Annotated in this window: 20 protein-coding genes; 15 read left to right on the forward strand and 5 right to left on the reverse strand. The window is 36.7% G+C overall.

Annotation, left to right across the window (positions count from 1 at the left end; genetic code table 11):
- Positions 1 to 509 precede the first annotated feature (509 nt).
- The 6 genes from F2B13_RS10810 (at position 510) to F2B13_RS10835 (ending at position 7,793) form a co-directional block, all read left to right on the forward strand.
- Positions 510 to 782 carry a hypothetical protein gene (locus tag F2B13_RS10810; protein ID WP_149304137.1) on the forward strand — a complete coding sequence of 91 codons (273 nt, stop codon included), beginning with the start codon at positions 510 to 512 and terminating at the stop codon, positions 780 to 782.
- Positions 783 to 926: 144 nt separating this feature from the next.
- Positions 927 to 1,421, forward strand: coding sequence for a DUF3237 domain-containing protein (locus tag F2B13_RS10815; protein ID WP_149304138.1), 495 nt, complete (start codon positions 927 to 929; stop codon positions 1,419 to 1,421).
- A 206-nt stretch (positions 1,422 to 1,627) separates the two neighbouring features.
- The gene (locus F2B13_RS10820) at positions 1,628 to 3,160 is read left to right on the forward strand and encodes a M20/M25/M40 family metallo-hydrolase (RefSeq protein WP_198440111.1); all 1,533 of its coding nucleotides are present in this window, start codon (positions 1,628 to 1,630) and stop codon (positions 3,158 to 3,160) included.
- 325 nt (positions 3,161 to 3,485) lie between these two features.
- Entirely contained in the window at positions 3,486 to 5,582 is a 2,097-nt protein-coding gene (locus tag F2B13_RS10825; RefSeq protein ID WP_149304140.1) for a c-type cytochrome, read from the forward strand.
- Between the two features lie 299 nt (positions 5,583 to 5,881).
- Complete coding sequence (locus F2B13_RS10830; RefSeq protein ID WP_149304141.1) at positions 5,882 to 6,559, forward strand: SMI1/KNR4 family protein; 678 nt, start codon at positions 5,882 to 5,884, stop codon at positions 6,557 to 6,559.
- Positions 6,560 to 6,731: 172 nt separating this feature from the next.
- Positions 6,732 to 7,793 carry a TlpA disulfide reductase family protein gene (locus tag F2B13_RS10835; protein WP_149304142.1) on the forward strand — a complete coding sequence of 354 codons (1,062 nt, stop codon included), beginning with the start codon at positions 6,732 to 6,734 and terminating at the stop codon, positions 7,791 to 7,793.
- A gap of 265 nt (positions 7,794 to 8,058) precedes the next feature.
- Here F2B13_RS10835 and F2B13_RS10840 read toward each other — a convergent pair whose 3' ends face one another.
- Complete coding sequence (locus tag F2B13_RS10840) at positions 8,059 to 8,466, reverse strand: hypothetical protein (RefSeq protein ID WP_149272920.1); 408 nt, start codon at positions 8,464 to 8,466, stop codon at positions 8,059 to 8,061.
- Between the two features lie 110 nt (positions 8,467 to 8,576).
- Between F2B13_RS10840 and F2B13_RS10845 the strand changes: the two genes are divergently transcribed.
- The 5 genes from F2B13_RS10845 (at position 8,577) to F2B13_RS10865 (ending at position 11,762) form a co-directional block, all read left to right on the forward strand.
- Entirely contained in the window at positions 8,577 to 9,128 is a 552-nt protein-coding gene (locus tag F2B13_RS10845; protein WP_149304143.1) for a MarR family winged helix-turn-helix transcriptional regulator, read from the forward strand.
- 103 nt (positions 9,129 to 9,231) lie between these two features.
- The gene (locus F2B13_RS10850) at positions 9,232 to 9,606 is read left to right on the forward strand and encodes an iron chaperone (protein WP_149304144.1); all 375 of its coding nucleotides are present in this window, start codon (positions 9,232 to 9,234) and stop codon (positions 9,604 to 9,606) included.
- Positions 9,607 to 9,774: 168 nt separating this feature from the next.
- Positions 9,775 to 10,530 (forward strand): DUF6090 family protein, encoded by a 756-nt coding sequence (locus F2B13_RS10855; RefSeq protein WP_149304145.1) that lies wholly within the window; start codon positions 9,775 to 9,777, stop codon positions 10,528 to 10,530.
- Positions 10,531 to 10,711: 181 nt separating this feature from the next.
- Positions 10,712 to 11,305, forward strand: coding sequence for a class I SAM-dependent methyltransferase (locus tag F2B13_RS10860; RefSeq protein WP_149272927.1), 594 nt, complete (start codon positions 10,712 to 10,714; stop codon positions 11,303 to 11,305).
- 148 nt (positions 11,306 to 11,453) lie between these two features.
- On the forward strand, positions 11,454 to 11,762 hold the full coding sequence (locus F2B13_RS10865; protein ID WP_149304146.1) for a hypothetical protein: 309 nt from the start codon (positions 11,454 to 11,456) through the stop codon (positions 11,760 to 11,762).
- A 353-nt stretch (positions 11,763 to 12,115) separates the two neighbouring features.
- Here the strand turns inward: F2B13_RS10865 and F2B13_RS10870 are convergent, their stop codons facing one another.
- Complete coding sequence (locus F2B13_RS10870; RefSeq protein ID WP_149304147.1) at positions 12,116 to 12,493, reverse strand: Fur family transcriptional regulator; 378 nt, start codon at positions 12,491 to 12,493, stop codon at positions 12,116 to 12,118.
- 109 nt (positions 12,494 to 12,602) lie between these two features.
- Here F2B13_RS10870 and F2B13_RS10875 point away from each other — a divergent pair, with 109 nt between their 5' ends.
- From F2B13_RS10875 to F2B13_RS10890, 4 genes are all read left to right on the forward strand, one after another.
- Positions 12,603 to 13,097, forward strand: a complete 495-nt coding sequence (locus F2B13_RS10875; RefSeq protein ID WP_149304148.1) for a RidA family protein — start codon at positions 12,603 to 12,605, stop codon at positions 13,095 to 13,097.
- Between the two features lie 107 nt (positions 13,098 to 13,204).
- Complete coding sequence (locus F2B13_RS10880) at positions 13,205 to 14,110, forward strand: NAD(P)/FAD-dependent oxidoreductase (RefSeq protein WP_149304149.1); 906 nt, start codon at positions 13,205 to 13,207, stop codon at positions 14,108 to 14,110.
- 533 nt (positions 14,111 to 14,643) lie between these two features.
- A complete protein-coding gene (locus tag F2B13_RS10885; protein WP_149304150.1) occupies positions 14,644 to 15,039 on the forward strand; it encodes a (deoxy)nucleoside triphosphate pyrophosphohydrolase in 396 nt (131 codons plus the stop codon).
- The gene (locus F2B13_RS10890) at positions 15,032 to 18,484 is read left to right on the forward strand and encodes a DUF3427 domain-containing protein (RefSeq protein WP_149304151.1); all 3,453 of its coding nucleotides are present in this window, start codon (positions 15,032 to 15,034) and stop codon (positions 18,482 to 18,484) included. Before F2B13_RS10885 ends, F2B13_RS10890 begins: the two co-directional genes overlap by 8 nt.
- A gap of 239 nt (positions 18,485 to 18,723) precedes the next feature.
- Here F2B13_RS10890 and F2B13_RS10895 read toward each other — a convergent pair whose 3' ends face one another.
- From F2B13_RS10895 to F2B13_RS10905, 3 genes are all read right to left on the reverse strand, one after another.
- Complete coding sequence (locus F2B13_RS10895) at positions 18,724 to 18,990, reverse strand: hypothetical protein (protein ID WP_149304152.1); 267 nt, start codon at positions 18,988 to 18,990, stop codon at positions 18,724 to 18,726.
- Between the two features lie 581 nt (positions 18,991 to 19,571).
- Positions 19,572 to 20,054 carry a hypothetical protein gene (locus F2B13_RS10900; RefSeq protein ID WP_149272941.1) on the reverse strand — a complete coding sequence of 161 codons (483 nt, stop codon included), beginning with the start codon at positions 20,052 to 20,054 and terminating at the stop codon, positions 19,572 to 19,574.
- 1 nt (position 20,055) lies between these two features.
- The gene (locus F2B13_RS10905) at positions 20,056 to 26,328 is read right to left on the reverse strand and encodes an FG-GAP-like repeat-containing protein (protein ID WP_149304153.1); all 6,273 of its coding nucleotides are present in this window, start codon (positions 26,326 to 26,328) and stop codon (positions 20,056 to 20,058) included.
- Positions 26,329 to 26,356: the final 28 nt, after the last annotated feature.

A 26,356-nucleotide genomic window follows, 5' to 3' on the forward strand; every position in this document is an offset into this window, starting at 1 on the left:
GACGGAATCGGAAGTTCCTACGGCTATAGTAACCTTACTCTGCTCTTTTGTTCTTTGGTTTTAACTAATATAAATTAATCAAAGACAAACTTAGGATGGCTATAAATAATGCGGGCTTCAGTAGTAAAACAAAGCTTCTACCCTTCTCTTCCGCCAAAACAAGTTTTGACGAATTATTTTTAAGTAATTTAATCCGCTAAACTTGGTTTGGCTCACATCTTGCGCAGATTGAAACTATCGCTTTTCAATCCCCGCACTATCCATAGCCGGGCAGTTAGGCACAAGCAAGAAAAGCAATGCTCATAAAAGAATTTCAATCAGAACTAGCCGCGGACTATTTTTAGTTTTACATTAAGGACGAATTTGTTTCCGGGGACCTTTCAAAAGCCTGGACAGAAGATACTCTTGAACGACTTTTAGCAATAAACCAAGGGACAATCGGAATCGGAACGGTTCGGAATACGGACGTTCAAACTTCCCTCAAAATATTTGACAGTGAACCTGAATTTATGGCCGTCTCGGACTCGATCCATCACGTAAATGAATGTGATTTGGAAATGAGCTCCGATAATTTGGTTATCGCGGGCTGTACGGACTACTTACCTGAAGCCAAACGGATCAAAATAGGAAAAGGACTTTTCAGAGTACGCGTTTATTATCATGATTTGGACAAGTTGAGTGAAGACCGACTGGACGGAGAAGATTTTTATGAAATACATTTGTGGCCGACCAACAAAAAATCAGGAGTGAAAATTTTAAAAAATAAAAATGCCAGTGCCTAACAAAATGTAAAATCAATTGCGGTCGGATTTCCCAAATGGAAACCCTTTGCAATCAATTATCTTTAGAGACAGGCGGACATTTTCCGTTGGAAAAGTCCGCAACTAATCATACACGAACCGTTATAAGCAACCTAAATAAACGATATGAAAAAACACAAATTAACTCTGATATACTTTCTTTTCTTGAATCTATTTTTTATTCAAGTCTTAACAGCTCAAACGAGCGAACTGAAATATGAATTTCTTTATGAATTGGAAGCGACATTGGATTCGACTATTGACCTTGGAAAAACACCTTTGGGCAACAGATTAATTCATCCAGTAACTGGTGGTTCTTTCGAAGGACCAAAAATTAAAGGTGAGATTTTGCCAATTGGAGCTGATTGGGCGCTTCTTTTCGATTCTGGAGTAAAGAAATTAGACGTTAATATTGTCCTTAAAACTGATGATGGCGCCATTATTTATGTGACCTATAACGGATTTATTTACCGTGAAGAAGATGGAAGTCTTTATTTTAGAATTACCCCAATTTTTGAGACTAGTTCAGAAAAATATGCTTGGCTAAATCACACGATTGCTGTAGGAATAGGAAGACGCATAGAAGGTGGAGTTGCCTACACGGTATATGCAATAAAATGATTGAATCAAAAAAAGGCAGCTTATAACACCGTGTATAATTAATTGCTTTGGTCGTTGCTATTTAGAAAATTCCTTCGGAATTTTCTCTGGTCCGAGTTTGTTTACTCAATTAGGTGCTAGCCACGCACCTAATCATACACTAAACGTTACTGGTAATTAATAAAACCAATCCAAAATTTAAAAGCCTAATACAACAAATCATGATTATGAATCTTAAAACAATTATTGCTTTATTCCTTTTTATAGGACTTTCTCTCAACAGTTACTCCCAATTAACTAATGATGAAAGCACATTGTCAGAAATTCGTAATGAAGGATTTAATAATTCTGAAGCCATGAATATGTTAAGTCAGTTAACCGATATTTACGGTCAGAGGCTTACAGGAACCAGGGAGTACTATAAGGCAGCTAGCTGGATTTCTGATGAGATGGAAAGAGTTGGACTTACTAACGTGCATTTTGAGAATTATTGTTCTGATTGTAGAGGATGGAATATTAAAACCTTTAATGTAGAAATGGTCACTCCTAACTATATGAAAATTGCAGCCTATCCTTTGGCCATGTCTAAAAGCACCGATGGAATTGTTACTGGTGAAATAATTAGTATTGAGAATATTGGCGATATGACTAAGATTCGAAATGAGTTTTCTGGGAAACTGAAGGGGAAAATAGTTCTCTTAGGAAAAGAACCAAAGAATAAATCCTTGTTAGATGCCATAGAGTTTCGATATTCAGATAAACAATTAAAGCAAATGGAGCAGCAAGTAACTTCTAAAGTGAAAACAACGCCATTACCCGCACTATTTAAGAAATGGGAAATTGAAGATGAACAAGAAGTGCCTTTTCTTGAGTTTTTAGAAGCCGAAGGTGCGTTAGCTTTATTGAACACACGGCCTGGATATTTAGGCGTTTTACACCCAAAAGAAATTTATTACTATAAGGATAGTGACCTAAAACCATTGCCTTATTTTACAATTGTGCCTGAACATTTTGGTAGATTGTACCGAATGACAAAATTAAATGTAACCCCTACATTACGTCTTAATTTGGATACCGAATTTTATAGTGAACCCGAAAATAATGTAAATATTATTGGGGAAATCTCAGGTAATGACGCTAAACTAAAATCAGAGAGTATTTTGTTAGGAGCGCATTTCGATTCTTGGCATTCTGGAACAGGTGCTACAGATAATGGCGCTAGTTGCATTGTTTTAGTAGAAGCGCTGCGCATTCTTAAACAGATTGACTATAAACCCAAAAGAACGATTAGAATTGGTCTTTGGGGAGGTGAAGAGCAAGCTTTTTTAGGGTCAGCTGCCTTTGCAAAAACACACTTTGGAGCTCTAAATGAAAAACCAAACACCGAATCAACAAAAGTATCAGCCTATCTGAATTTAGACAATGGCGCTGGGCTAATTAGAGGCGTTTATTTACAGAATAATGAATTGGCAAGACCTATTTTTCAAGAAATATTTGAGCCAATTTCTGATTTGAGTTCCGGAACTATGACTATTGAAAATACACTTGGCACAGATCACCTAACATTTGATTATTATAATATTCCTTCATTTCAATTTATTCAAGATGAACTAGCTTATAAAACTTCTACTCATCATACAAATCTTGACCTTCTGGAATATGTTCATGAAGATGACATTAGGAAAAATGCAGTGATTCTAGCCTGGATTATATATTCTTTGGATAATATGAAAGAAAAAATCCCCAGAAAACTTAATTAACTACCAGTAACAACACCTATGAATGAATGGGGTTTATCGGTCAGGATAGTTTCGTGGGGATTGGAAATTCCGCCACAAGTTTTAAATTTAAATCAAGGCGTGGCTGTGTCCAAGACGAGAGGTTAGTGCTTTCAAATCCCCACTCATCATAACCATCCGTTGCCCCTCATTATCAAAAACCGCTAACCAATGATAAAATGCTTAAGAAAAATTAGGAAAAAATGCTGACAGCAAATACATAATGTATTTTATACAACGATTAAAGCGTACTGTAACTGGTATGCAATTAATATCACCGAATATTTAACCAACCAATCATTCCTATATGCGCTCATTACTAAATCGCTTCAATGCAAGCACTGAAAACAGATTTCCATCAGCCTTATCAAAGACAATAGCAATTCTGGCTATTGTTGTTTCAGCATCCTGTGCCAATAATGAAACTGAAGCTATAAAGAAGAATTATTCGCTATTGGGAATAGGGAATGGCCTTCATGGGACAACGCTTATGGTTAACGATTTAAATCGCGCGCGAGATTTTTATGCTGATACCCTTGGGTTTAAAATGGGCGATGCCGATAAATTTAAAAAAGGTTTTTTTGATGGAACATTAGTTACCAGCATCAATTTTCCAGATGCCTCAAAACTAGATTTTCTTTCTGTTGAAGATTCCTTAATTACAAATGCCCCACCTACTTTTATCACGTCATTCTTGGCGAATCATGAAGGTATACAGCGCTATTACTTATCCAGTTCTTCTATAGACACTACCGCTTTATGGTTGAATGAGAAAGGATTCAAAATGGATTCTATTCAAGCATACCGCACCTCGACCGATTCGGTTAAAGGATGGTCATGGGATGATGGCGGATTACAAGAACGCAGTTTAGATTTTAAAAATACAAATGCTACGTACCTACCTCAGTTTATAGAAGATGCCACTAATGATTATGAAAGAATGCATAAGGACTGGAAGACCTATTATGCCTATTCCAGACGTTATTCGAACCACCCAAATGGTGTTGTAGGTATCAATGCCATTAAAGTGGTCGTTAAAAATCTCGATACTGCCCGCAAGAATATTAAAAACATGGGGCTTATGGCATCAAACTCTAATACATCAGAAAAAATAGCCCGCTTCAAAATAAAAGGACATCAAGAATTAGTACTAAGCACCCCACAAACCAGTAATGATGATATGTCCAAGTTTACTGCGGAACGTGAATCTGGCGTATATGCCATACGTTTTGATGTGAAAAATATTGATTCTACCTATCACTATCTAAATCAGCGTTTACCAGCAGAAGCACTTTTACGAGATACCATAGTACATACCATCACCGTACCTCGTCAATTTGCCTATGGCGTTCAAATAGAGTTTGTAAATGAACCAAAAGAACAGGCGCTTCTGGCCGAACAGTATAAAATAGGGACTAAACTAGATAGTACAGCGAGCAGTAATGCTGCGGGCATGTATCAAAAATATTGCGCCTTATGTCATGGTAAAAATAGAGAAGGCTACGCGGCAGATAATGCCCCATCGCTTCGCTCTCATTCATTAATGGCAACTTCAAATACTACTAATTTTCAAAGATATACGGTGCAATATGGTAGAGAGGGCACCGCCATGGGCGGTTATTTAAATACACAAGGTGGCCCTTTGGAATACATTGAAGTTGAACTATTGTTGCAATGGTTGTATGACCAAAGCGGTGTAGAAGAACCTATTGAACTCTCAAGAGAACCTGTAACCGGCGATATCGCTATAGGCGCCGAAATCTATGCAAACACCTGTTCTGTATGTCATGGTGCAGATGGCGAGGGTCTATCGGCACCAGCCCTAGGCAATTCTATGTTTTTAGCCACCGCAACAGATGAATTCTTAAAATATGCCATTAAAGAAGGGAGAGATGGCACGCCAATGATAGCTTACAAAGACTCCCTAATTGAGGATGAAATTAATGGGCTGACAGCCTTTTTAAGAACGCGTGCCTCAGGCTGGAATATTCCAAGTACGGACACCATTAGTGTTCCTACACCCGATAAATACATATTGAATCCTACAAAAAAAGCACCAAATTTTAATTTACGAAAAGGACTTTATGTTCCTGCAAAAGAAGTGTATCAGGCGATGCAAGACAGTGGTCGAATGATTATTTTAGATGCACGATCAGAAGTGGCCTGGCGACAGACCCATATTCCAGGATCGGTACCAGTACCTTATTATGAAGAGCCAGAAGCATTTGTAGACAACCTGCCAAATGATGGCACTTGGATTGTTGCTTATTGCGCTTGTCCGCATGCAGCTTCGGGCCGAGTGGTTAGTACGTTAAGAAGATTAGGATATAAAAACACCGCCATAATAGATGAAGGTATTTTGGTTTGGGGTCAATTAGGTTATCCCATTAATTATGGGCAGTAAGGTGTTGCAAGTAACAACCAATAGCTAATTTTGCAGAAAACCTTACTATCTTTCTTGTAAGAATTTTTATATTGAACCTAAGAATTAAATAGTAATCCTACTTCTTTTTAATCTCTTCAATTTATTGGAAATAAACATTTTGGAACAACCCAAAGCGGTGTGTATAGTTTTACTTATAGAAAAATAACGAAAGTAAAACAAAAAGCTTTGGCTACGTCGGCAGACGGAAACGAAAAGTTTCCTTGCCACCTCACTACGCTTAGCCGCACCGTTACCTGCAAGCTAAAAAGACGACAACATTGACAGACAGAATCGAACAATTTTTCAAAGCATATTGGACAACAGGAATGAAGTCTGTATATACCGAAAAGGTACCGAAAGAAATTATGCTGTCAGAAGTTGACAAAGACGGTTGGTATGAATGGAAACTTATTCCTGGGACTTTACCGACTGACGAGTATAAAAAAGTAGAAGCAAAATTTAAAGCGACATTTCCTGAAAACTTTATTGAATGGCACAAACGATATTTTTTCGCAGATTGTGACTGTTCAATAATAAAACTTCCACATTCTTTGCCGAAAAAACCTTTGGAGAAATTAATAGACAATCTTGACTGGTACATCCCAGAACAACTTATTCCGATCGGACTCATTCCATTTGCAGATGAAGGGACTGACGCAGGACCATTAGTATTTGACACGAGAAACACAACTGACAAGAAAGATTTTCCTATACGAGTTTATGACCACGAATACGGTGGAGATTTAGGCGGTTTAAGTGAAATTATTTTTTCTTCTTTCAATAAAATGTTAGAATGCTTGACACATTTCCTCATTGAAACAAAGTCAAAAAAGAGTTTTGAAGTAATCCCCGACTTTTATATAATTGACCCGAATGGTGCGGGTTCAACAGGAAAATCATATTGGAATAGTTGGACAGAAATGGAAAAAGCAAACTTTGAAGAATTTGGATACTAAACAAAATCCGAAAGAAAGCCAGCAGGTAACATCGGCTATAGCAAATGCGGGTTGACTGCTTAAAAAAGAAGATATTACAATTAAATAAACTTACGGTAGGGAGACAAGAAAGCGGCTTCAAAATCCCGCACTTGCCATAGCCAGGGCCGTTGCCACACATTAAGAAAACTACATGAAAGCATTAAATACCTTTTTAATCATTATTCTATCCTTTATTTTTTCGAATTGCAAAAACAATGAAAATATTGGATTTTTAATCAATGGAGAAATTAAAGGAAACTTCAACGATTTCATCTATTTAAAATACAATGACAGAGTTGATAGCATACTAGTGAAAGATGGTATTTTTAATTTTAAAGGCAATATTCAAGAACCTTTAGAAGCGTTTTTATATCCAAGCTCTCCATCCTCAAAAGAACAAATGTCAATAGCACCGTTTATGCTTGAAAACAGTCAAATTTTTATCTCATTAAATTATAAGAAAAGAGAGTTTAGAGGAAACAATATTAAGTTCTTGGAAATTGACAGTATTATCGGTTCAAAGAGTGAAGACTTAAAAAATAATTTTGATTCAAAGATGGCTAATACTTTTTATAAAGAAAAAAATGATAGCATTAAAACAATCATTCTTTATAACAATCTTCATGAATTTATAAGTGCTAACCCTAAATCTGTATTGAGTGGTGAATATCTGGCAGAAAAAAATAATAGATATGACTACCTACGTAGTAACCAAATAGAAAATCTTTATAAAATTCTGGATACTACTTATCAAAATAAAAAAGACCTAACAAATATCAAAAAAATCATTAGTCGAAGAAAGATATTAGATTATGGAAATCGCCCACCAAAAATTGTCCTTCCCAATCAAAAAAATGAATTAATTGACAATGAATCTTTAAAAGGAAAATATGTTCTTTTAGAATTCTGGGCATCTTGGTGTGGTCCTTGCCGTAAAACAAATCCTGAACTCCTAAAAGTTTACAACTCATTTAAAAATAAGGATTTTGAGATTCTAGGAATTTCCCAAGATAAGGATTTAAAAAAATGGAAAAATGCTATTAAAGAAGATAAAATAGAATGGTTACAAGTAATTGATACATTAAACGGAACAAGCAGTAAATATAATATTACAACGATTCCTTATAACATATTGGTTGATAAAGAAGGAAGAATTATTATAAGAAATGTTAAACCAAAAAAATTAAATGAAATATTAGCTGAAAAATTATGAAATAAAACGTGTAGTAACAACGGCTAGATCAAATAGTACATAAAGTGCTATTTTCGTTGGCTTGGGCATGTTTTCTAGCACCACCAAATCTTTTCGGTTTAGCATTTTTGAAAATAAGATAAATACAAACGCAAAAGTTTTGGCTACGAGCGCAGACTGAAACGAAAAGTTTCCTTGCCTCCGCACAACGCTGAGCTAAACCGTTGTGCCTCATTAAGAAAAAGCAGCGTTCTGACTAAACGAAAGAACTCTGCTTTATTAAAAATTACTCTTTAGGAAGAAGTCTTCCACTAACAGGTTCAAGGTCATACATTACAAATGTCTCGATAATGCTATTCATATCCTCTTTTTCACCGTGGTCGTCTTTCCCTTGTTCAGTTTCAAGAAAGTTGTAAAGTGTTTCCTTTTTGTCATAAGTTGCCCATACAACTACCGAGTTTCTTTCTCTATCTACACTTACTTGATAAGCAAGGAGACCGTCAGATTTTTTGTCCATTTTCATAGTTGGGGCTTTGGCGATTCGGATTAAGTCTTCAAGTTTCCCTGGTTTAGCAGTTGATACCGATACAAAAGTGTACGTTGGATTGTTCATCATTTTTTCCATTTTTTGATTTTCTTTTTGCTTACAAGAGAACGATAATAATAGTATTACTAATAATGCTACTTTATTCATATCCATTGTAACTTTAGTTTTTAACTATGTTTCTGATACAAATATACCTTTTTATATCAGAACCACAATTTATTTTATAAATTTGTTCAAAATAGATATAAAACACCAAGATGAAATACACATTACTCAAGGAGTTAATAAAGTATGCTGAAGAATATCAAGAAGGAAACTCTTCGAACAAAATCGAGGATTTCACAATTTGGCTTAACAACAAATTATTTACGAGTCAGAATAATGGAAGCCATTCGACACACGATGAATTGCTAATAGCTTTTAAATTGATGCATTTGAATAAAGCATTGAAAAAACAAACTAAGAGCGTTTTGTCAGAGTCCAATGTTTCTTCTATTGATGAGTACAGCTTTCTTTTGCATTTGGATTATCAAGAAAGCTTCAGAAAAATGGAATTAGTGGAAATACATAACCTTGAAGCACCAACAGGAATAGAAATTATTAAAAGACTTATAAAGAATAAGTTTTTAGAAGAGTTTCCAGACGAAGAAGATAAAAGAGCAAAAAGGATCAAGATAACAAAAAATGGAATTAAAGAACTGCGCTTAATTAAACCAAAGATTGATTTGATTTTTACTAGATTCACAGAACCTTTAAATCTTAATGAAAAAGTTAAGATCAGTGGAATTTTAGACAAATTGATAAGATGAATTAGTAATAACGAGGCACAACAAAAGATATACGGCATAGCTTCCTGTCGTCAGCTACGACCGCATATACAAACCGTTGGCAACAAGCTGAAAAAAGAATATAATGAAAAAAAAGAAACCTGAAAATGTAGAAGAATATATAGAGCAATTACCTCAAATTGCTCAAGCGAAAATAAAAGAATTGCGAGCGATTTTAAAAAGTCTTGCGCCAGATGCAAAAGAAGGGTTAAAATGGGGAAAGCCAGTGTTTGAATCGAAAACTATACTTTTTGCATACTCTGCCCATAAATCTCATTTGAGTTTTATTCCGACAGGTCCAGCTTTGAAACCTTTTGAGAAAGAACTTACCGGATTCGAAACGAAAAAAGATTCGGTTCAATTCTTATTTGAGAACCCAATACCTGAAAACCTAATCCGAAAAATTGCCGAATACAGAAAAAAAGAAGTTGAAGAAAAAGGTGCTAAATGGTATTATTGAAAAAGCCAGTTGCCAACACCGTGTAAAAATAATTGCTTGGTTCTAGCCTACTCGGAAAATCCATAGGATTTTCTTCTGGTTCATTCCATTTTTAATAAGTTAGTTGCTTGCACACGTAACTTTCCTTATATATTACCGTTGTGCTTCATTATGACCAACCAATAACCAATGATAAAATTCTTTAGAAAAATTAGACAAAACTTGCTTTCAGAAGGAAAAACTGGAAAGTATTTCAAATACGCTATTGGAGAAATTGTGCTTGTCGTAATTGGAATTCTTATTGCATTGCAGATTAACAATTGGAATGAAAATGTAAAAAAACTGCAACAAGAAAAAATTTACTATTGTAAGATTAAGGAGGATTTAGAATCTGATAAAATCAATATTAAAAGGAGTCTTGAATCACTAAACGAAAGAATTTCCTCTGCGAAAAGAGCTTTAAATAATCTGTATGATGGTGCAAATAAGTCTGTTATTTTGGAAGACTATCTGTCAGCAATTAGGTCCATTAAATTTTTACCGAGTAAACTTGCTATTCAGGATATCGTTTCGTCAGGAAAACTTGAAAACTTTAAAAATGCTAATTTAAAAGACGCCATAATACAGCATTATACTGATTTAGATGGCGCTTTGAATAGAATTGTTGCAAATAATAAAGATATAGGTAAATATATTTATGAATATAATTTATCTGATTTTGGAATTCATCAATTATCACTTTATGAAAATGACTTTGGTATAGAACTATTAGAAAAAATGCCAAATGTTGATTGGAATAATGACAAAAACAACTTGATCTACAAGCAATTTCAAGACCATATGTCAATATCTATTATTGTCAGTGCCAGAGAAAAACAAATACTTAATCAAGTCCTATCAAGTGCTGAAAACTTAATTTCAGAACTTGAATACTTTTGTAAATAAAATAACGAAAGCACAACACCGTGTAAAAATAATTGCTTGGTTCTAGCCTACTCGGAAAATCCTCGCAGATTTTCAGTTTGGTGTGTACTTGCAAAGTTAAGTTGCTCTGCCTTCCTCTCGCTATGCTCGTCGGAGGCACTACGCAACTACTCTTAGCTGAGACCGTTGTGTTTAATTAGAAATGAAAGGAAAAATTAAAGCAAATACCGTTGATAGATACCTACTTCCAATCCGTTTACAGATAGTTGAACTTATAAAGCCTAACTCAACTGTATTAGAATTTGGCTGTGGAAATGGAGACTTACTTTTCAAACTTTCAAACAAAATAATTTCGGGAGTTGGCATAGATAATTCGAAAAAATTAATAGCCTATGCTAATGCCAGAATAGGAAGAGAGCAAGTTATAAATCTTGAATTCAAATTGATTGACATATTAAAGGATACGTTTCTAGAAACCGAAAAAGACTATTTTATTGCAAGCCTTTTATTCCATATTCTACCATGGGAAAATTCAGTTGAATTAATAGAGAAAATGAGTTCTAATGCAAAGACAACAGTTATTTGTGGGTTCAGTAAACCAGAAAACTTCAAGCAGAAATTGTTGCTATGGCTCGACCAAAGATTTACTAAACATTACCGTAATTTTCAAGAATATGAAGAAAATGGATTCACAGAAGGGTTGCTGAATTCAATTCAGGACATAGAATATAGTACAATTGACACATTTGATCCGGTAATTAAAATCTATAAAATAACTAAACACAAAAATGTATAAAACAATATCCGAGACAGCAGTGAATTCAAGGCCTGTAGCCCTCTTCAAATTTCTTGTAACTTGACAGGAAAGTGCCAGGCAGTCGGCTACTAATCTTATACTAACCGTTAGGCTTTATTTACTATTTCTGCGAACAAACTCAGACTGCATGGTAAGACCAGAGTACTTGTACCACTATTATGAATTAGAAAATGGCCCATTTCGAAATATTACCGAACAGGGAATTGAGAAAGCTTTGGCTATTCAAAGTAACATTTCTCAAGGGTTTAATAGTAAGAGACCACCAAACTACATCGAACTAAGGTTTAGCCTAGAAGCGAGACTAAAGAAACAGTTTATTTCCAAAGGAGGGAAACCTAATAGAGACGACCCATTTTACTTTATGTTGGGAGAATGCGAATGGGCAAAATCTTGGTATGTGAATCCGGGCGTGGTTAAAACCTCTGTCTGCTTTTAAAGCTGAGCACCTAAGTTTTACGTATCCGGATAGTATGGTCTCTTTTCAGTTTCATGGCGAACCAAAACTTGCTACATATAGAAAAGCTTGTAACGGACAAATCTTTCTTCTAACTGAGATAAATGATCTTATAGATGAGTATGGAATACCATCGGAGGAAAAATGTCAAACTGAGGAAAGATTTAAGTATGATAAATACATAGAAGCCCAGGTGTGGGATGATTCAATAATAAATGAATATAAAACAGCCTAATATGGCATAAGCGAAATGCCCAGGCGAAGCCTTCGCTAGCGCCTATGCGAGCCGTTACAGGCAATGTAAGAACAACCTTATCTAGCATCAGAAAAATTAGCTAAATAGAACAGTCCCTACAAATTCCTGTTAGAACGCAATTCACACTTTCGACATTGTAACCATTGGGCACTGGAAAATGAACCGCTTCGGGAAGACATTCTATCGTTTGACAATTAGTGCAACGAAAATGAAAATGGTTATCGGTAAAACTATGTTCATCACATTTCATACAGACCGCAAAATATTGTTTACCATCTTCGGCTACAATTTTATGTACCAATCCGTCTTCACAAAAACGGTTTAATACCCTATAAATAGTAGCCCTGTCAATATCTACATCAATTTTTTGTTCAATCGCATCACGGCTCATTGCCTTTCCTGCTGTTACTAATAAATCCAACACTGCTTTTTTTGACGGTGTATTCCTCCGTTTCATCTATTCTGTTTTCTTCAACAAAGTTAATGCAAATAATTCGCATTAATTTATTGCAAAGGTGTCGCAATAATGAAAACCTTATTTACCTTTGCCTAAAACATTTAAAATTATGAGCGAACACACCCAGTTACCAAACCTAGCTTTTATAGCTACAATATTCTTGTTGCTGTCTTTTACATTGTTCGGTTGCAAACAAGAAACCGAAAATTCGGAAAGACCCGAATATTTCTTTCTGCGCCCCGATTTGGAGAAAATGTATGGTTACACCCAAGCTGTAAAAGTTGACAATATTATAAAAGTAGGTGGTGTAATCAGTATTGATGAAAATGGCAATCCTATTGCAAAAGACGATTATCTGCAACAGATAAAAAACTGTTATGCAAGTTTAGAAAAAATGTTAGAACATTATGGTTGCACTTTTGATGATGTTGTACTTGAGAATATTTATACAACAAGTATGGCTGAGCTGCAAAAAAGCGCTTCTTACCGACACGAAATTTATAAAAATCATTTTCCCACAGGTAGCTGGATTGGAATTAAAGAGCTTGGGTTACCCGAGATGATGATTGAGATAGAACTAGAAGCATTAATTCCGGAAAAATAAGCAAACTTAACGGTGACAAGACGGGAAATGATTAAACAAGGGAGACTTGCATTAATTACATTGGTCATACCCTACCCATTTTGACAGCATTTGTAAAATTCAATAGTATGACAGACAAAAAAGAATTTGATGTGATTATCATAGGTGGAAGCTATGCAGGGCTTTCATCTGCAATGGCTTTAGGACGTTCAATAAGAAGTGTCCTTATTATTGACAGTGGATTGCCTTGCAACCGACAAACACCACATTCTCATAATTTCATCACACAAGACGGAGTAAAACCAAGTGAAATAGCGGAAAAAGCCAAGACACAAGTTTTAACATACGATACCGTTAAAATGTTAAATGGCCTAGCTGTTAGTGGGCAGAGAACCAAAAACGGCTTTATAATCAACACGCAATCAGGTGAAGAATTCGAAGCGAAAAAACTCATTTTTGCAACAGGAATAAGGGATATAATGCCAGACATCAAAGGCTTTTCAGAATGTTGGGGGATTTCTGTAATTCATTGTCCGTATTGCCACGGTTATGAATTTAGAACTTTGAAAACAGGAATTTTATCAAATGGAGAAGATGCATTTCACGTAACATCATTGGTCAATAATTTAACGAACGATATTACCATTTTAAGTACAGGGAAAGCAGATTTTACTAGCGAACAACTAACAAAACTCGATAAACATAACATCCTGATTATAGCTGACGAAATTTTAGAAATTGAACACGAAAGTGGGTATATCAAGAATGTGATTTTTAATAACGGCACTCAAATGAAATTTGATGTGATGTATGCCGCAATTCCATTCAAACAGCACTCGGACATCCCAGAAACTTTAGGTTGCGAACTGACTGAGCAAGGTTATATCAAAGTGGATAATTTTCAAGAAACAAATATAGAAGGTGTTTTTGCTTGTGGAGATAACTCAGGAATGCGTTCTATTGCCAACGCTGTTTATACAGGTGGCATGACGGGAGCAATAGTAAATAAGCAATTAACAGACGAACAGTTTTGAAAATGCAATTGAATCAATGAGAAAAACACTGCCTGTAACATTGTATAAGCGCAATGCGGACGAAAGTGCTAAATTTGAGTATTTTGGCAGCTACAAAAGTTTGGTTTTGGGGCACAGTAATTTGCTCTGAAATCCCGAACTACGCTTATACCAAGCGTTTAGGACACATTCAGCTAAAGCTCACTTTTGTCGTTACGTGCTCCGCACTCCCTCCCCAAAAGAAATGTGTTAGAATGACCTGCTAAACCAAATTGCAGGGTAAGCACTGCCACAACCAGCTTTCTGCTGTCCGCTCAAGCGGCCAACGTGCCATAGCACAAAGCTAAAAGCAAATTGGTATGGCAATTTATACTCCCAATACCACAAAATCCCAGACAGTTACGGTGCTGCGCCGCAGCTGGAGAAAGATATATCGAATCGTATATGAAAACGAATATCCAATTCATATTACCGGTTTTTGTTATATTTCCATATAAATAACCGAACTACTTTTTACTGGTCATTACCAACAAGTATAATAGAGCAAGATAATAATGAAAAAGATTGAAGTCGTTGCAGGCGTAATATTTTGGGAAGATCTGGTTTTATGTGTTCAAAGGCCAAAAAATAAGCTCCATTACATATCGGAGAAATTTGAATTTCCCGGAGGGAAAATTGAAGAAGGCGAAACCAAAGAAGAAGCTTTGCATCGCGAGTTATTGGAGGAATTGAATCTTTCAACAAAGATCAAATCCTTCTTTTTTACCGTTGTTCACGAATACCCAGATTTTGAACTAACGATGCATAGCTTTATGTGTGAAGCCGATTCGAAAGAACTCACACTTCATGAACACATAGATCAAAAATGGTTGAAAATTAACGAGCTCACCGCACTCGATTGGGCAGCAGCTGACATTCCAATTGTCGATAAACTGGTTTCGAATGGATGACCTAATCAAGAGCTTCACTAAGAGTTTACAGACAGGTTATGTAGATAAATCCATTTTATCTAATGTGGACTATCAACCAGAGTTGCTTGTCAATCAAAAGAATCCACCAAAAAAGGTGCTATCGACCATTCTTCATGAGCTTGAACATTGTAATCAATTTTTTATTTCAGTTGCATTTGTCACAACCAGCGGAGTTGCTACAATAATCAACAAACTCAAAGAACTGGAAGACCGAGAAATAAAGGGTAAAATACTGGTTTCCCAATATTTAAACTTTACCCAACCCGAAGCACTAAAAAGGCTTCTGCAATTTAAGAATATAGATCTAAGAATTGCCACAACGGGAAATAGCCACACCAAAGGATATATTTTTAAGAGTAAAGAGCATTACAACTTAATCATTGGCAGTAGCAATTTAACTGCACAAGCCCTATCAACTAATAAAGAATGGAACATCAAAATTTCTGCATTGGATGAGAGTGGTATCGTTGAAAAAGTGCTATCTGAGTTTCATTATGATTTTGAAAAAGGGACTTCTGTAACGGTAAAATATATTTTGTCATATGAAGAAATTTATCAAAAACAATTTCTTCTTAACCAACACAATAATCCTCAAAACTTATCCGAATCTCAATCTCAAATCAGTCCAAATTCAATGCAAATCGAAGCACTAGAAAATCTTAGAAATTTGAGGGCTGAGCAGAAGACTAAAGCACTGATAATTTCAGCAACTGGTACCGGCAAAACCTATTTGTCAGCTTTTGACGCCAAGGCTTTCAATCCTAAAAAGCTACTTTTTGTAGTTCATAGATTAACCATTGCAAAAGACTCATTACACACGTTTCAAAATATTTTTGGAGACGACAAAACCATGGGCTTGTATTCTGGAAGTCAGAAAGAGTTAAATTGTGATTTTGTGTTCTCCACAGTTCAAACGATATCAAAATCTACTCACTTAGATAATTTCGCTAAAAATCATTTTGACTACATCATAATTGACGAAACGCACAGATCAGGTGCAGACTCCTATTTACGACTAATCAAACATTTTGAACCAAAGTTTCTTTTGGGAATGACCGCAACTCCTGAGCGAACAGACGGCAATGACATATTTCAACTCTTTGATCACAATATTGCCTATGAAATCCGATTGAGCAGGGCAATGAAGGAGGAAATGCTTAGCTCTTTTCACTACTATGGCGTTACTGATTTGTCGATTGAAAACATCGAAGTTGACAAAAAATCGGACTTCAGGTATTTAATATCAAATGAACGAGTTGAGCGAATTATTGAGCAAGCCAAATTCTACGGAAGCGATAATGGAATTACGAGGGGATTAATCTTCTGCTCCAGAAAGAAAGAGGCGGTTGAATTATCACAATTATTCAATTTAAAAGGGTTTAAAACCATTGCTTTAACTGGAGATAGTTCTGAAGAAGAAAGAGCCAGATCCATTGAAAAATTAGAAACGGATAACTTAGGTGAAAAACTAGATTACATCTTCACCGTGGATATTTTCAATGAAGGGATTGATATTCCAAAAATCAATCAGATCATCATGCTTCGCCCTACCGAGTCAGCTATTGTTTTCATACAACAATTGGGGAGAGGATTAAGAAAGGTTGAAGGAAAAAACTATTTAACGGTAATTGATTTCATCGGAAACTATGAAAACAACTACCTCATCCCTATTGCCTTGTATGGCGATACATCCTACAACAAAGATTCTTTAAGGAAATTAATTACGGAAGGCAGTAGAATGATTCCAGGTGCTTCCACCATTAATTTTGATGAAATCACTAAAGAGAGAATCTTTCAATCCATTGATTCCGCGAATATGAAATTGTTTTCTGAGTTGAAAAAGGATTATAACCTTTTGAAATTCAAGTTAGGGAGAATGCCAATGATGATGGATTTTATTGAGCATGGTTCGCGTGACCCTTTCTTATTCGTGGATTACTCGAATTCTTTTTACAATTTTTATCTAAAAGTCGACAAAGTAGAAAAGCCGGCACTATCAAAAAAGCAGGCAAAACTGCTAGAGCTATTTTCGAAAGAAATAAACAACTCTAAACGACTTGAGGAAAGCCTCATTCTCAAGTTACTCATTGAATCAGGTCAACTTTCGGTAAAAGAATTGAAGGAACTGGTTATTAAAAAGTATGGTTACTCCATCTCTGATGAGACCATAAAGTCTTGCGTTTCTAATTTAAATTTTGAGTTTGTTCGCGAAAAAAAGGGAGGCAAAATGCTCTCCGCCAAAAAGATTTATGACTTTGAGATTCTAAGCATCAAAAGTGGAATTTTTGTCCTTTCAAACCAGTTTATTGCAAATTTAAACCAAGAAGTTTTCAAGCGCTTTCTTCTTGATTCAACAAACTACTCGATTTACGAATTCGATAAGCTATTTGACATAGATAAATGGCAAAATGGATTTGTGCTTTACAGAAAGTATTCTCGAAAAGATGTTTTTAGAATATTGAATGTGGCTGAAAATCCGGTAGCCCAAAATGTGGGCGGGTATCTAGTAAGTCCAAAAAATGAACATTGTCCCATTTTCGTAAACTATCATAAAGAAGAGCATATTTCGGAGTCAACCAAGTATGAGGACGAGTTTGTAAACAACAAGGAGTTTGATTGGATGTCGAAGTCCAACAGAACATTGAACAGTAATGATGTTCAATCTATTTTAGGTTACAACGGACCAATTCGCCTTCCATTGTTCATAAAGAAAAACAATGATGAAGGAATGGACTTCTACTACATGGGCGAGGTAACTCCTGAATTGAATCATGTGGAACAAACCACCATTTCGAACGACAGTGGGAAGCAACTTTCTGTGGTAAAAATCAGATTCAATTTAGCTGACCCTGTTACGGCAATCATGTACAATTATTTACAGGAGAAGTCAGTTTTCAAAAGTATTAAATCAGAAAAAACTAGCAAAGTCATACCCATTCAGCAATCGTTGAATTTTGAAGAAAAGTTGAGAAACCCGATTCCATTGTATGATTTTTACGCTGCTGCGGGCTCGTTTAGCGAATTACAATCCGAAAAAGATTTTACTCTCATTGAAGGTCCTGAAAATAGTTCAAACAATGATTATTTTGCTTGTAGAATCATTGGCGAATCCATGAATAGGGTCATACCCAATGGTTCTATTTGCTTGTTCAAACCATATAGGGGTGGCAGCAGAAATGGAAAAATTGTGTTAGTAGAAAACATGGATATTCAAGATCCTGATTTTAACTCGGCTTTTACTATCAAAACCTACTCTAGTACAAAGACTTTTTCAGAAGAAACATGGGGACATACTTCTATTGTGCTAAGACCAAACTCATTCGACAGCTCGTACCAAGACATAATTATCACTCAAGAAAATGCAGCAGAAATGAGAGTTGTTGGTGAGTTTGTGGAAATTTTGAAAGAGTCCAAAAAAGAATAACAGTTGGTAAGATTATATAAAAAAATAGCCGATATCTCAGTAAAATAAAAACCGTTGGCCCGTATCAAACTTTTTGCTAAACTAAAACTTTGATACTTCGAAATGGCTTACACTTTATATACTAACCGGCAGAGCACAACCCCAACTGCAATGAATCCTTTTGTCGACTTCTATTTTTCACAGCGAACCCAATTTCTTGGCCTTGACTACCCTTCATCTCTCCTAACCCGTATGATGAATTAATAGGTGCCGACCAAACTTTTTAGTGCCTGTTTCGTCGCTTCGTCGGGGCAGGCGGCATTGAATTTAGACAATATTCGATCTTTATAATCCTCCGAGACCAAGCCCTTTTCGATCAATTCGAGCTCTTGGATCAGTTCGCCTATAAGATGCCAATCATCATCACTCATCAATTCGTGTTCTTTTCTTTTACCTGAACGGGCCCAACTATCGATATTGCCAGAATATTTTTTATAAATTTTGAGTTTATCTTTTGTAATCTTCATTTATAAACATTTTTGTAAATAATGTCATTCTGCTTTAGTATGGAGTATTCAATACCTCCCCAGTAAGAATTCATCCGCACACCATCTTTGGCATTGTGAGAAAAATTAATAGGCCCTTTGGCTCCACCAGTAAAAGATGCTGGTGCTCTTTGCCATAAAGGTGCAGTAAATTTATCCGAGGTTATCCGTGTTAACTGTACCAAAAACTTTTCCCGCAACATGTCATCTCCAATGTTTTCATAATTGACTTATAGAAAACACTAAACAGTCTTGTTATAAAAAGTCCAGGCATTAAATTATTTTCCTTAGTAGCAATTACTAATTTTACTAACTAGGCTTAAACCAGTAAAATTTTATTCTTTACCATACCTCATTTATTCTACAGTATGATATATTGATAGTCATAATTACAGAAAATTCTCTCAAAGACATAAATTCTTAAAGACCTAGATGATGACTTTGATTAAATTAAATGGACTTTCTAAAGTAGTTACAACAACACCTCTTTGAAAAAAAAGGTGTCAATAACAATTAAAATCAATATTTCAAGACAATTTTTGAATAGCATTTCTATGTCTCATCTATCTGTACTTTTTCGCACGTTCTTTGACTATCTTATCTAAATCAGCAAAAATTTCAAAATCTCCATTAAGAATATCTTTTGCAAAAATTTTTAGATTATTAGCAAAGGCATTAACATATAGTCTCATGCCGTTCTCTTCATTATAATAATCGGACTGTTCCCCATACTCATAGGCGGGTTTAACTAAACTTTCAGGATTACAAAGAATAATTAAATCATCAAGTCCATAGCCATACATGATTGTTCCATCTTCAATATTTCTAGGATTCTCATGCAACTCTCCATTTACTAGCTGGTAAAGCATAATAAAAATGTAAGCTGCACGATACTCATAAGCTATTTTGACACCTGTAGTATTATTCAAATAAATCAATTCATAGCCCCAATCTTCTTTCTTGCACTTGGATAATGTAAAATTATATTCAGATTCGAGAAACTTAAATTCATTCTGAGCTATAATATCAAAGTCTTTTGCACTCATATTATCTAGGAATTATTATTGATGGATAATTTCTCTGTTGAAGAATACTTCTCTCTAGTTGATAAAATGATGAACGAGTTGTGCGAGTAGCATCTATACCTATATCATAGACTTTATACCCTTGATCAATTTTGGTATTTAACCATCTTGCATTTCTTGCGTGTGCAGCATTAATCTCAACAGGAGTCATCAGTCGATTAGTCGGAAAATTCTTAGACCATGATTGATACCATTTTGCATTAACCCCTTGGGATTGTAATGTTTTGACAGTGGTCTTTACTGCATCCATTCCCTCACCCACTACTACGGCCCTGGTCCCAATTGTAGTATTACTGAAAAGTTCCGCCCCTCTACTAACTATTACCCCTTCTACAATTTTCTCACTGGCAAACCCAGAAAAATACCCTAGTTGGCCCGGTGACATATCCGGTATCCTTGCTATGAAATTGGCAGTACCGTCAATCATTTGGCCCCGTTGTAATGCGCCATTCAGGGAATATGCTGAAGCCATTTCCGACATGGACAGAAAACTTCCCCCTAAGCTAATCCACCCATTAACTGTGGTAAGGCTCTTTACAAAATCCCAACTAGATTCCGCTCCGGCTACAAAACCTCTTAGGGCTCCGACGCTAAAGCCTTTATACCATGATATTGTTCCTGCAACGCCACCACTTCCCCTACTGGTTAGAACGGACTGTAACCCAACATTCGTTCTAACCAAGGGATCGATACTCACCGAAGCGGTCGGTGCCACGACGACATGGGGTGGCGGGGAATGCCCTCTACCTCCACCAAACAGTCTTCTAAACCAACGACCTGTTTCCCTAAAGGGTCTTGCGATAGCGTCGCCAAAACCTTTCCAGTCCCATGATTGAACACCCTCCCACGAACTGGCAAAAGAACTTACCGCACCTGCTCCTAGCCAATACAGCCATCCGTTTCCGCCTTGCTCGGCCATCTCACCGCTAGGATCGTAATGAACCAAAGGATTGTTCATCACATATCCATACCGATTATAACTTTGGGTGTCGAAAGGATTCTGTACAAAATTGTCCGGACTCAGAAAACGCCCCATCTGAGGATCATACATACGACCGTTCATATGTATCAGCCCTAACTCAAAAAAGTGCTCGTGACCAGTAAAACCCCTGCCTAAGATACTTTCTTGATTGAAAACTGTACCCTTGCTATCAATGAACTTGTCTACCGTGCCCCACGCTCCAAACTGCCTTTGCTCCTTGACTGCCCCTTGGGCATCGGTTATTGCCAAGATACTACCTAAATAGTCTCGGTGCAAATAATGATATCCGCTAATATCATTGTTCTTCGTTTTTATATTTACAATGGGCGCAGAATAACCATCGCCTCCGATATAGGTCAAAATCTTTACATTGCCACTCCGTTTATCCTCTATGATTTCCACAGGCATGATGGCCGAGTACTGCTTGTGATACCGTCGTACTAATTTGTTTTCCTCCAAGCCTCCGTACCAAGCATTCGACCTGCTGCCCAATACACTATACTCAAAGCTTGCCCTTCCTTTGCCTTCTGTATAGATTTCAACAGGCTTTTTAAATACATTGTAAGTGATAGATTGAGTTGCTCGGCCACTGAAATATTGCTCGCCTTTAGTATTTAATACTAGTTCCGACAATCTATACTTCTTGGAACTATCGTAACCATATGATCCGATTTCAGAATTCGTATCAATTCGGCCTAGTATATCGTAACTCTGGTTTCTCGTTGTAGAGCCCGAAATACTTTCTAGCCTGTCCATCTGGTCATGGCTAAAAGTTTCCTGCAAAGTAAAGGCCAAGTTTTCCCGACTATTTAAAAGTCCACGTTTTGCATTAAAACTATAATCCATATGCAAAGCATGTGATACAGCATCTCCGCTATCATTAGAAACGGTAATTTTCTTGGGAAGACCATATACGTCAAATTTAGAAATACGCTCAAATCCATTTCCATAGCTAATACTACTGGCCTGACCTCTTTGATTATGCGCTTGCAGCTCCCAGAGAATTGAACTATCATAATCGTCTAGAATCTGCTCCAACATCCCTGAATGGGTGTCATATGAATTACGAACCCTCACCTTTGACTCTATAGTTATACCTGTTTTTAAGCGAGCGATATAGGTTTCGCGCAAGGGTCTACCGAATGTATCGTATGTAATATCTTTCTCATAGTAGGCTCCAGGAGTATCTTCACTTAACCTGCTTGGTCTATGATAAGTATCATACCCATACGAGTAATTGTAAAGCTTACCGTTTTTCTTATCTACACCGATTATCTTTGACAATTGATTATAGTAAGTAGTATATGAATATTCAATCTGCAAATCGGTCTCGTCGCCCAAAACAGTCTTCTTGAGGATTTTTCCGGTTTTGTCATATTCAAATTTCGTCTGACCTTTAGGAGTGGTTTCCTTCAAAAGTTCACCGTACATATTGTATTCATACGTATACATTCCGGCGGAAGGATCAACCAATTTGGTGCGCCGCCCCCATCCATCAATACTCATGCTTGTTTTTTGCCCTGAGTAATCTACCTCTTTCAAACTACCATTACCAAAGTAGGTATATGCAATTCTTCCACTTGAATCCTGAAGGTTTTTAATGTTTCCAGCGGCACTATATGTGAGTATGGTGTTTTTGGAACCTTCGTTTACAGTCGTTACCAGCCCGTGGTATTCGATAACTTCTGTTTTTCCTGTATAATACCTTCTCTCAATTGTTCTACCATATTCATCAAAAATATTGACATTCCATTGATTGGCTACTTTGCCATCCCAGTAAGGTTCGCTCTCGTGAGTCAATCTCCCTACCGCATCATATTTAAAGCTTTTCTTAATCCATCTTCCATTCAAAACCAAAGTATTGGTGAGATATGTCCATCCGAAAACGTTAAAATATTCATAGCTATCCCTTCCTTGATCATGATCTGTGAATAAACGCATACCCCCACCAGAAGCTTCTTCATAATAATAACGAGTGCTTTTGCCCAAGTAATTAGTCTGCTTTCTCAAACGGTTCCAGCCGTCATATTCAAAAAGCATCTTCTTACCCATGAAATCAAGTGCACTGATAATATTACCTGTACTATCGTATTGATAGTTGGCGGTCTGCCCCTCAATATTTTCTTCCTTAACTAAGAACCTTCCATCATCAGAAAATGTGAAACGCAGGTGGCGTGTTTCCATCGCCGTGGCCTTTGTTTGCTTTTCAATTATATTACCATACACATCGTGCTGGAAATTTTCAAAAATATAATCGGTGCCGTTCCCTTTTCTCTTTATACTGGTCAATAAATTATCGGAATAGCCATATTCTTCTTGGGTGAAAAAGGAGTTACCGTCCAGTATGGAGGTTGCCATTTTTATGATAGGCCTTCCGATGTAGTAATGCTGATTATCTGCTGAAGGATTGTTGGCATAATCAAACTCTTCTAAAGTACTACCCGCAGAATTAGTGGTTGTAATCTTGGTCGGATTATAAAAGCTATCATAAATATAATTTCTTCTAGTGGTTACGCCTTTCACCGCGTCATGGGTTATGGTTGATTCGGGAACATTAATGAAGATTTTGTTCCCTGTATTCTTTGTAATGAATTTATATGAAGTCCTTGAGACGTAATTCGAAGGCTTTTTACTGCGGTAATTAGCAGTCCACTCTTCTATTGTCGCCCCATTTTTTTGAGGATCTTGTCTGGACGAACTCCATAAGGTACCGACGTTATCTCCATACCAATTACTACGATGTAAAACCTTAAAACCCAAAAAACCTAAACCTTTTGCGTGTGCAACCGCTCCTTCGTAGAAAAAGTCACGTTTGCGCAATATCCCGGAACCCGACTCCTCTATTCCCTTCACTAAGTTCATCTCTGTAACGTTGTTCACATTCACGTAAGGATAGACCTCATCGCTGGCCGGAGTGTATACATTGCCAAAAAACTGATTATCTGAATATGGAAAGGGGTGATATTCAATAAGGTTTTTAATACCGTTGTTAAGTACAGAAGTTAAGGTTAAATCCTTACGGTTATCCTTTAAGAATTCGTACTCGCGCAGGATGTTTCCTGAAATATACCCATATTCCAAATTACGGTTCGAAAACCTTGCCTCTAAGGCTATTGGCAACCCATAGTTTTCACCCGCAGCTGCAGCATACTCATAACTTTTATCTATCTTCTTTTCGAAGATCGGCCGTGATTTCTCAATATTGGAATTGGTATAAAGTAAAAGTCTTTCTTTACGGGTACCCGAGAAAAAAGATGTGACGATATGGCGCAGAATATCTGTTTTGCCATCACCATTAAAATCTTGGGCGATATAATGGTTTTCGACAAGACTGTTTGCAGTTCGAGTATTCGGATGATAGGTTGCGGTTATATGCTTACTAAAAACTTCAAAATCTGTGCCTCTAAAAAGAAAGAATTGCCATTCGCTAGTCCCTTCTTCGATAGCTATTGATAAATCCATCATCCCATCACCATTATAATCTCCTATTAAGATGGGCATATCCAAATTGATTGTAGCATTCGAAAGAAAAGCCACTTGCTTTAGTCTATTATTATTTTCAAGGGAGTATACATATAAATAGCCAGATTTTATGTGAACTAAATCGGTCTTGCCATCTCCTGTAAAGTCTGCTGCCAATAGGCGATCTTTTGAGCTTAGTCGCGCATTTAATTGTCCAATGGAATTGACAAACCCCGAAGTCTTATTACGATCAAGGTCTATAAAATGAGCCTTCGAATTAATTGTTTCGTTTTCTGTACAATCGCAGCAGCTAATATGGCCAGGCCTTAAACAATCCAACTTCGTCGTACAATTTTGTTCACTATATGGAAAAGATAGGGCTATGACATCTAGAAGCCCGTCCCCATTAAAGTCTCCTGAAATGTATTTTTTTTCAATGAGGCTAAAGTAGTCGCTACCAGTGCACCCGGTCAAAACTCCTGCCTTTGGTGCATTCCAGATTCTATCATATTGAAAAATCGCTCCAGTAGATGACATCGCAAAGGTCTTGAACAATACACTGGATGACGGATTACCCCCAATTGAGGTTTCATTAATAGTGGTGATTCCCTGACCCGGCAACATCTTTCCATTCGAGGAAAGTATAGATCCTGAAATTATATTATCAAAGGCACCAGTGGCTATCTCCCAACCTAAGTTAAGATCTGACCCCTTATGAAGGTCAGTAAACACATTGATTCTGGTTTTATCGTTCGTAAAATAGGAAAGGAGGTCCATTCTACCGTCACCATTGAAGTCCCCGGTAAGAGTCTCGCTATTTATTGATGATATACCAGGATATATCGTACGTGAATTATAATTCGCAAGCAAATTAATTCCTTCTTCAGTATCGGCATAATTAAAAACAATTGGCTCAAAAGAATCACCCAAGCCGTTGAACTCTTGAACCCGTTCAATGGTCTCATAGCCTAATGAATTTACTTTATGTGAAATTTGGTACTTCCTATAAGGGACCCCAGAAGATGCGACTTCAATACGGTCTAGAATATAATTTCTATCAAACGGAAAGTTGGCCACGTAGAAATTTTCAGGCCTCACCCTCTTTTTATAATGGAAATCAATGGAATTGGGGCCACTGAACCCTTTTGCCCCATAGAAAATTTTATGGACACGGAGAACCCCATTATCTATTTTGTATTGATATACTATTGAATTTCCTTGGGGGTCTTCCCATTTGGCAATGGCCCATTCGAGGCGACTACTGGCTGTAGAGGTTCCGTACCAGGCCCTGGAACCATCAGGATAATAAACAATGAAATAAGAGGGGCCATAAAATTTACCATATTGAGATGTGCCATAAGAAACTACCTTTATGTTTGAATAATTTTCCGTACGGTAGGTGGCACCTTCACTACCATAAGAACCGGATGTAACCATAAGACGTTGCCCATCAAGGGCAAATCGATCAGTTTTAGTAAAATTGACTGCTTCCTTGTATCCGTCATGATATAAAGTTGGGGCAATTCGAGTTATTGATGAAAGTCCCGATATATTCCAGCCCCATCCGACAAGTGAATTTCTAACTTGGCTATTAAAAGTGATTCCAATTTCGGGGGCAATCTGCCTTATCCCTGGAGGTGTCTCAATAGGTATGTTATAAATGGCCGCACCAACTCTAGAAACTGTTAGCGCGCCTGGTGTAGTTCCCACGTCAGTAGCCTCCTGTTGCCCGAACATGCCCAACGAACCAAAAAAGAGAAAGGCGCCTATAAAACGGATCACGAGTTTCATTCTTCTAAGAATTTTAAAAACTTACAAG

Origin of the sequence: Pareuzebyella sediminis (assembly GCF_008367235.1) — a bacterium.
Taxonomy (GTDB): domain Bacteria; phylum Bacteroidota; class Bacteroidia; order Flavobacteriales; family Flavobacteriaceae; genus Pareuzebyella; species Pareuzebyella sediminis.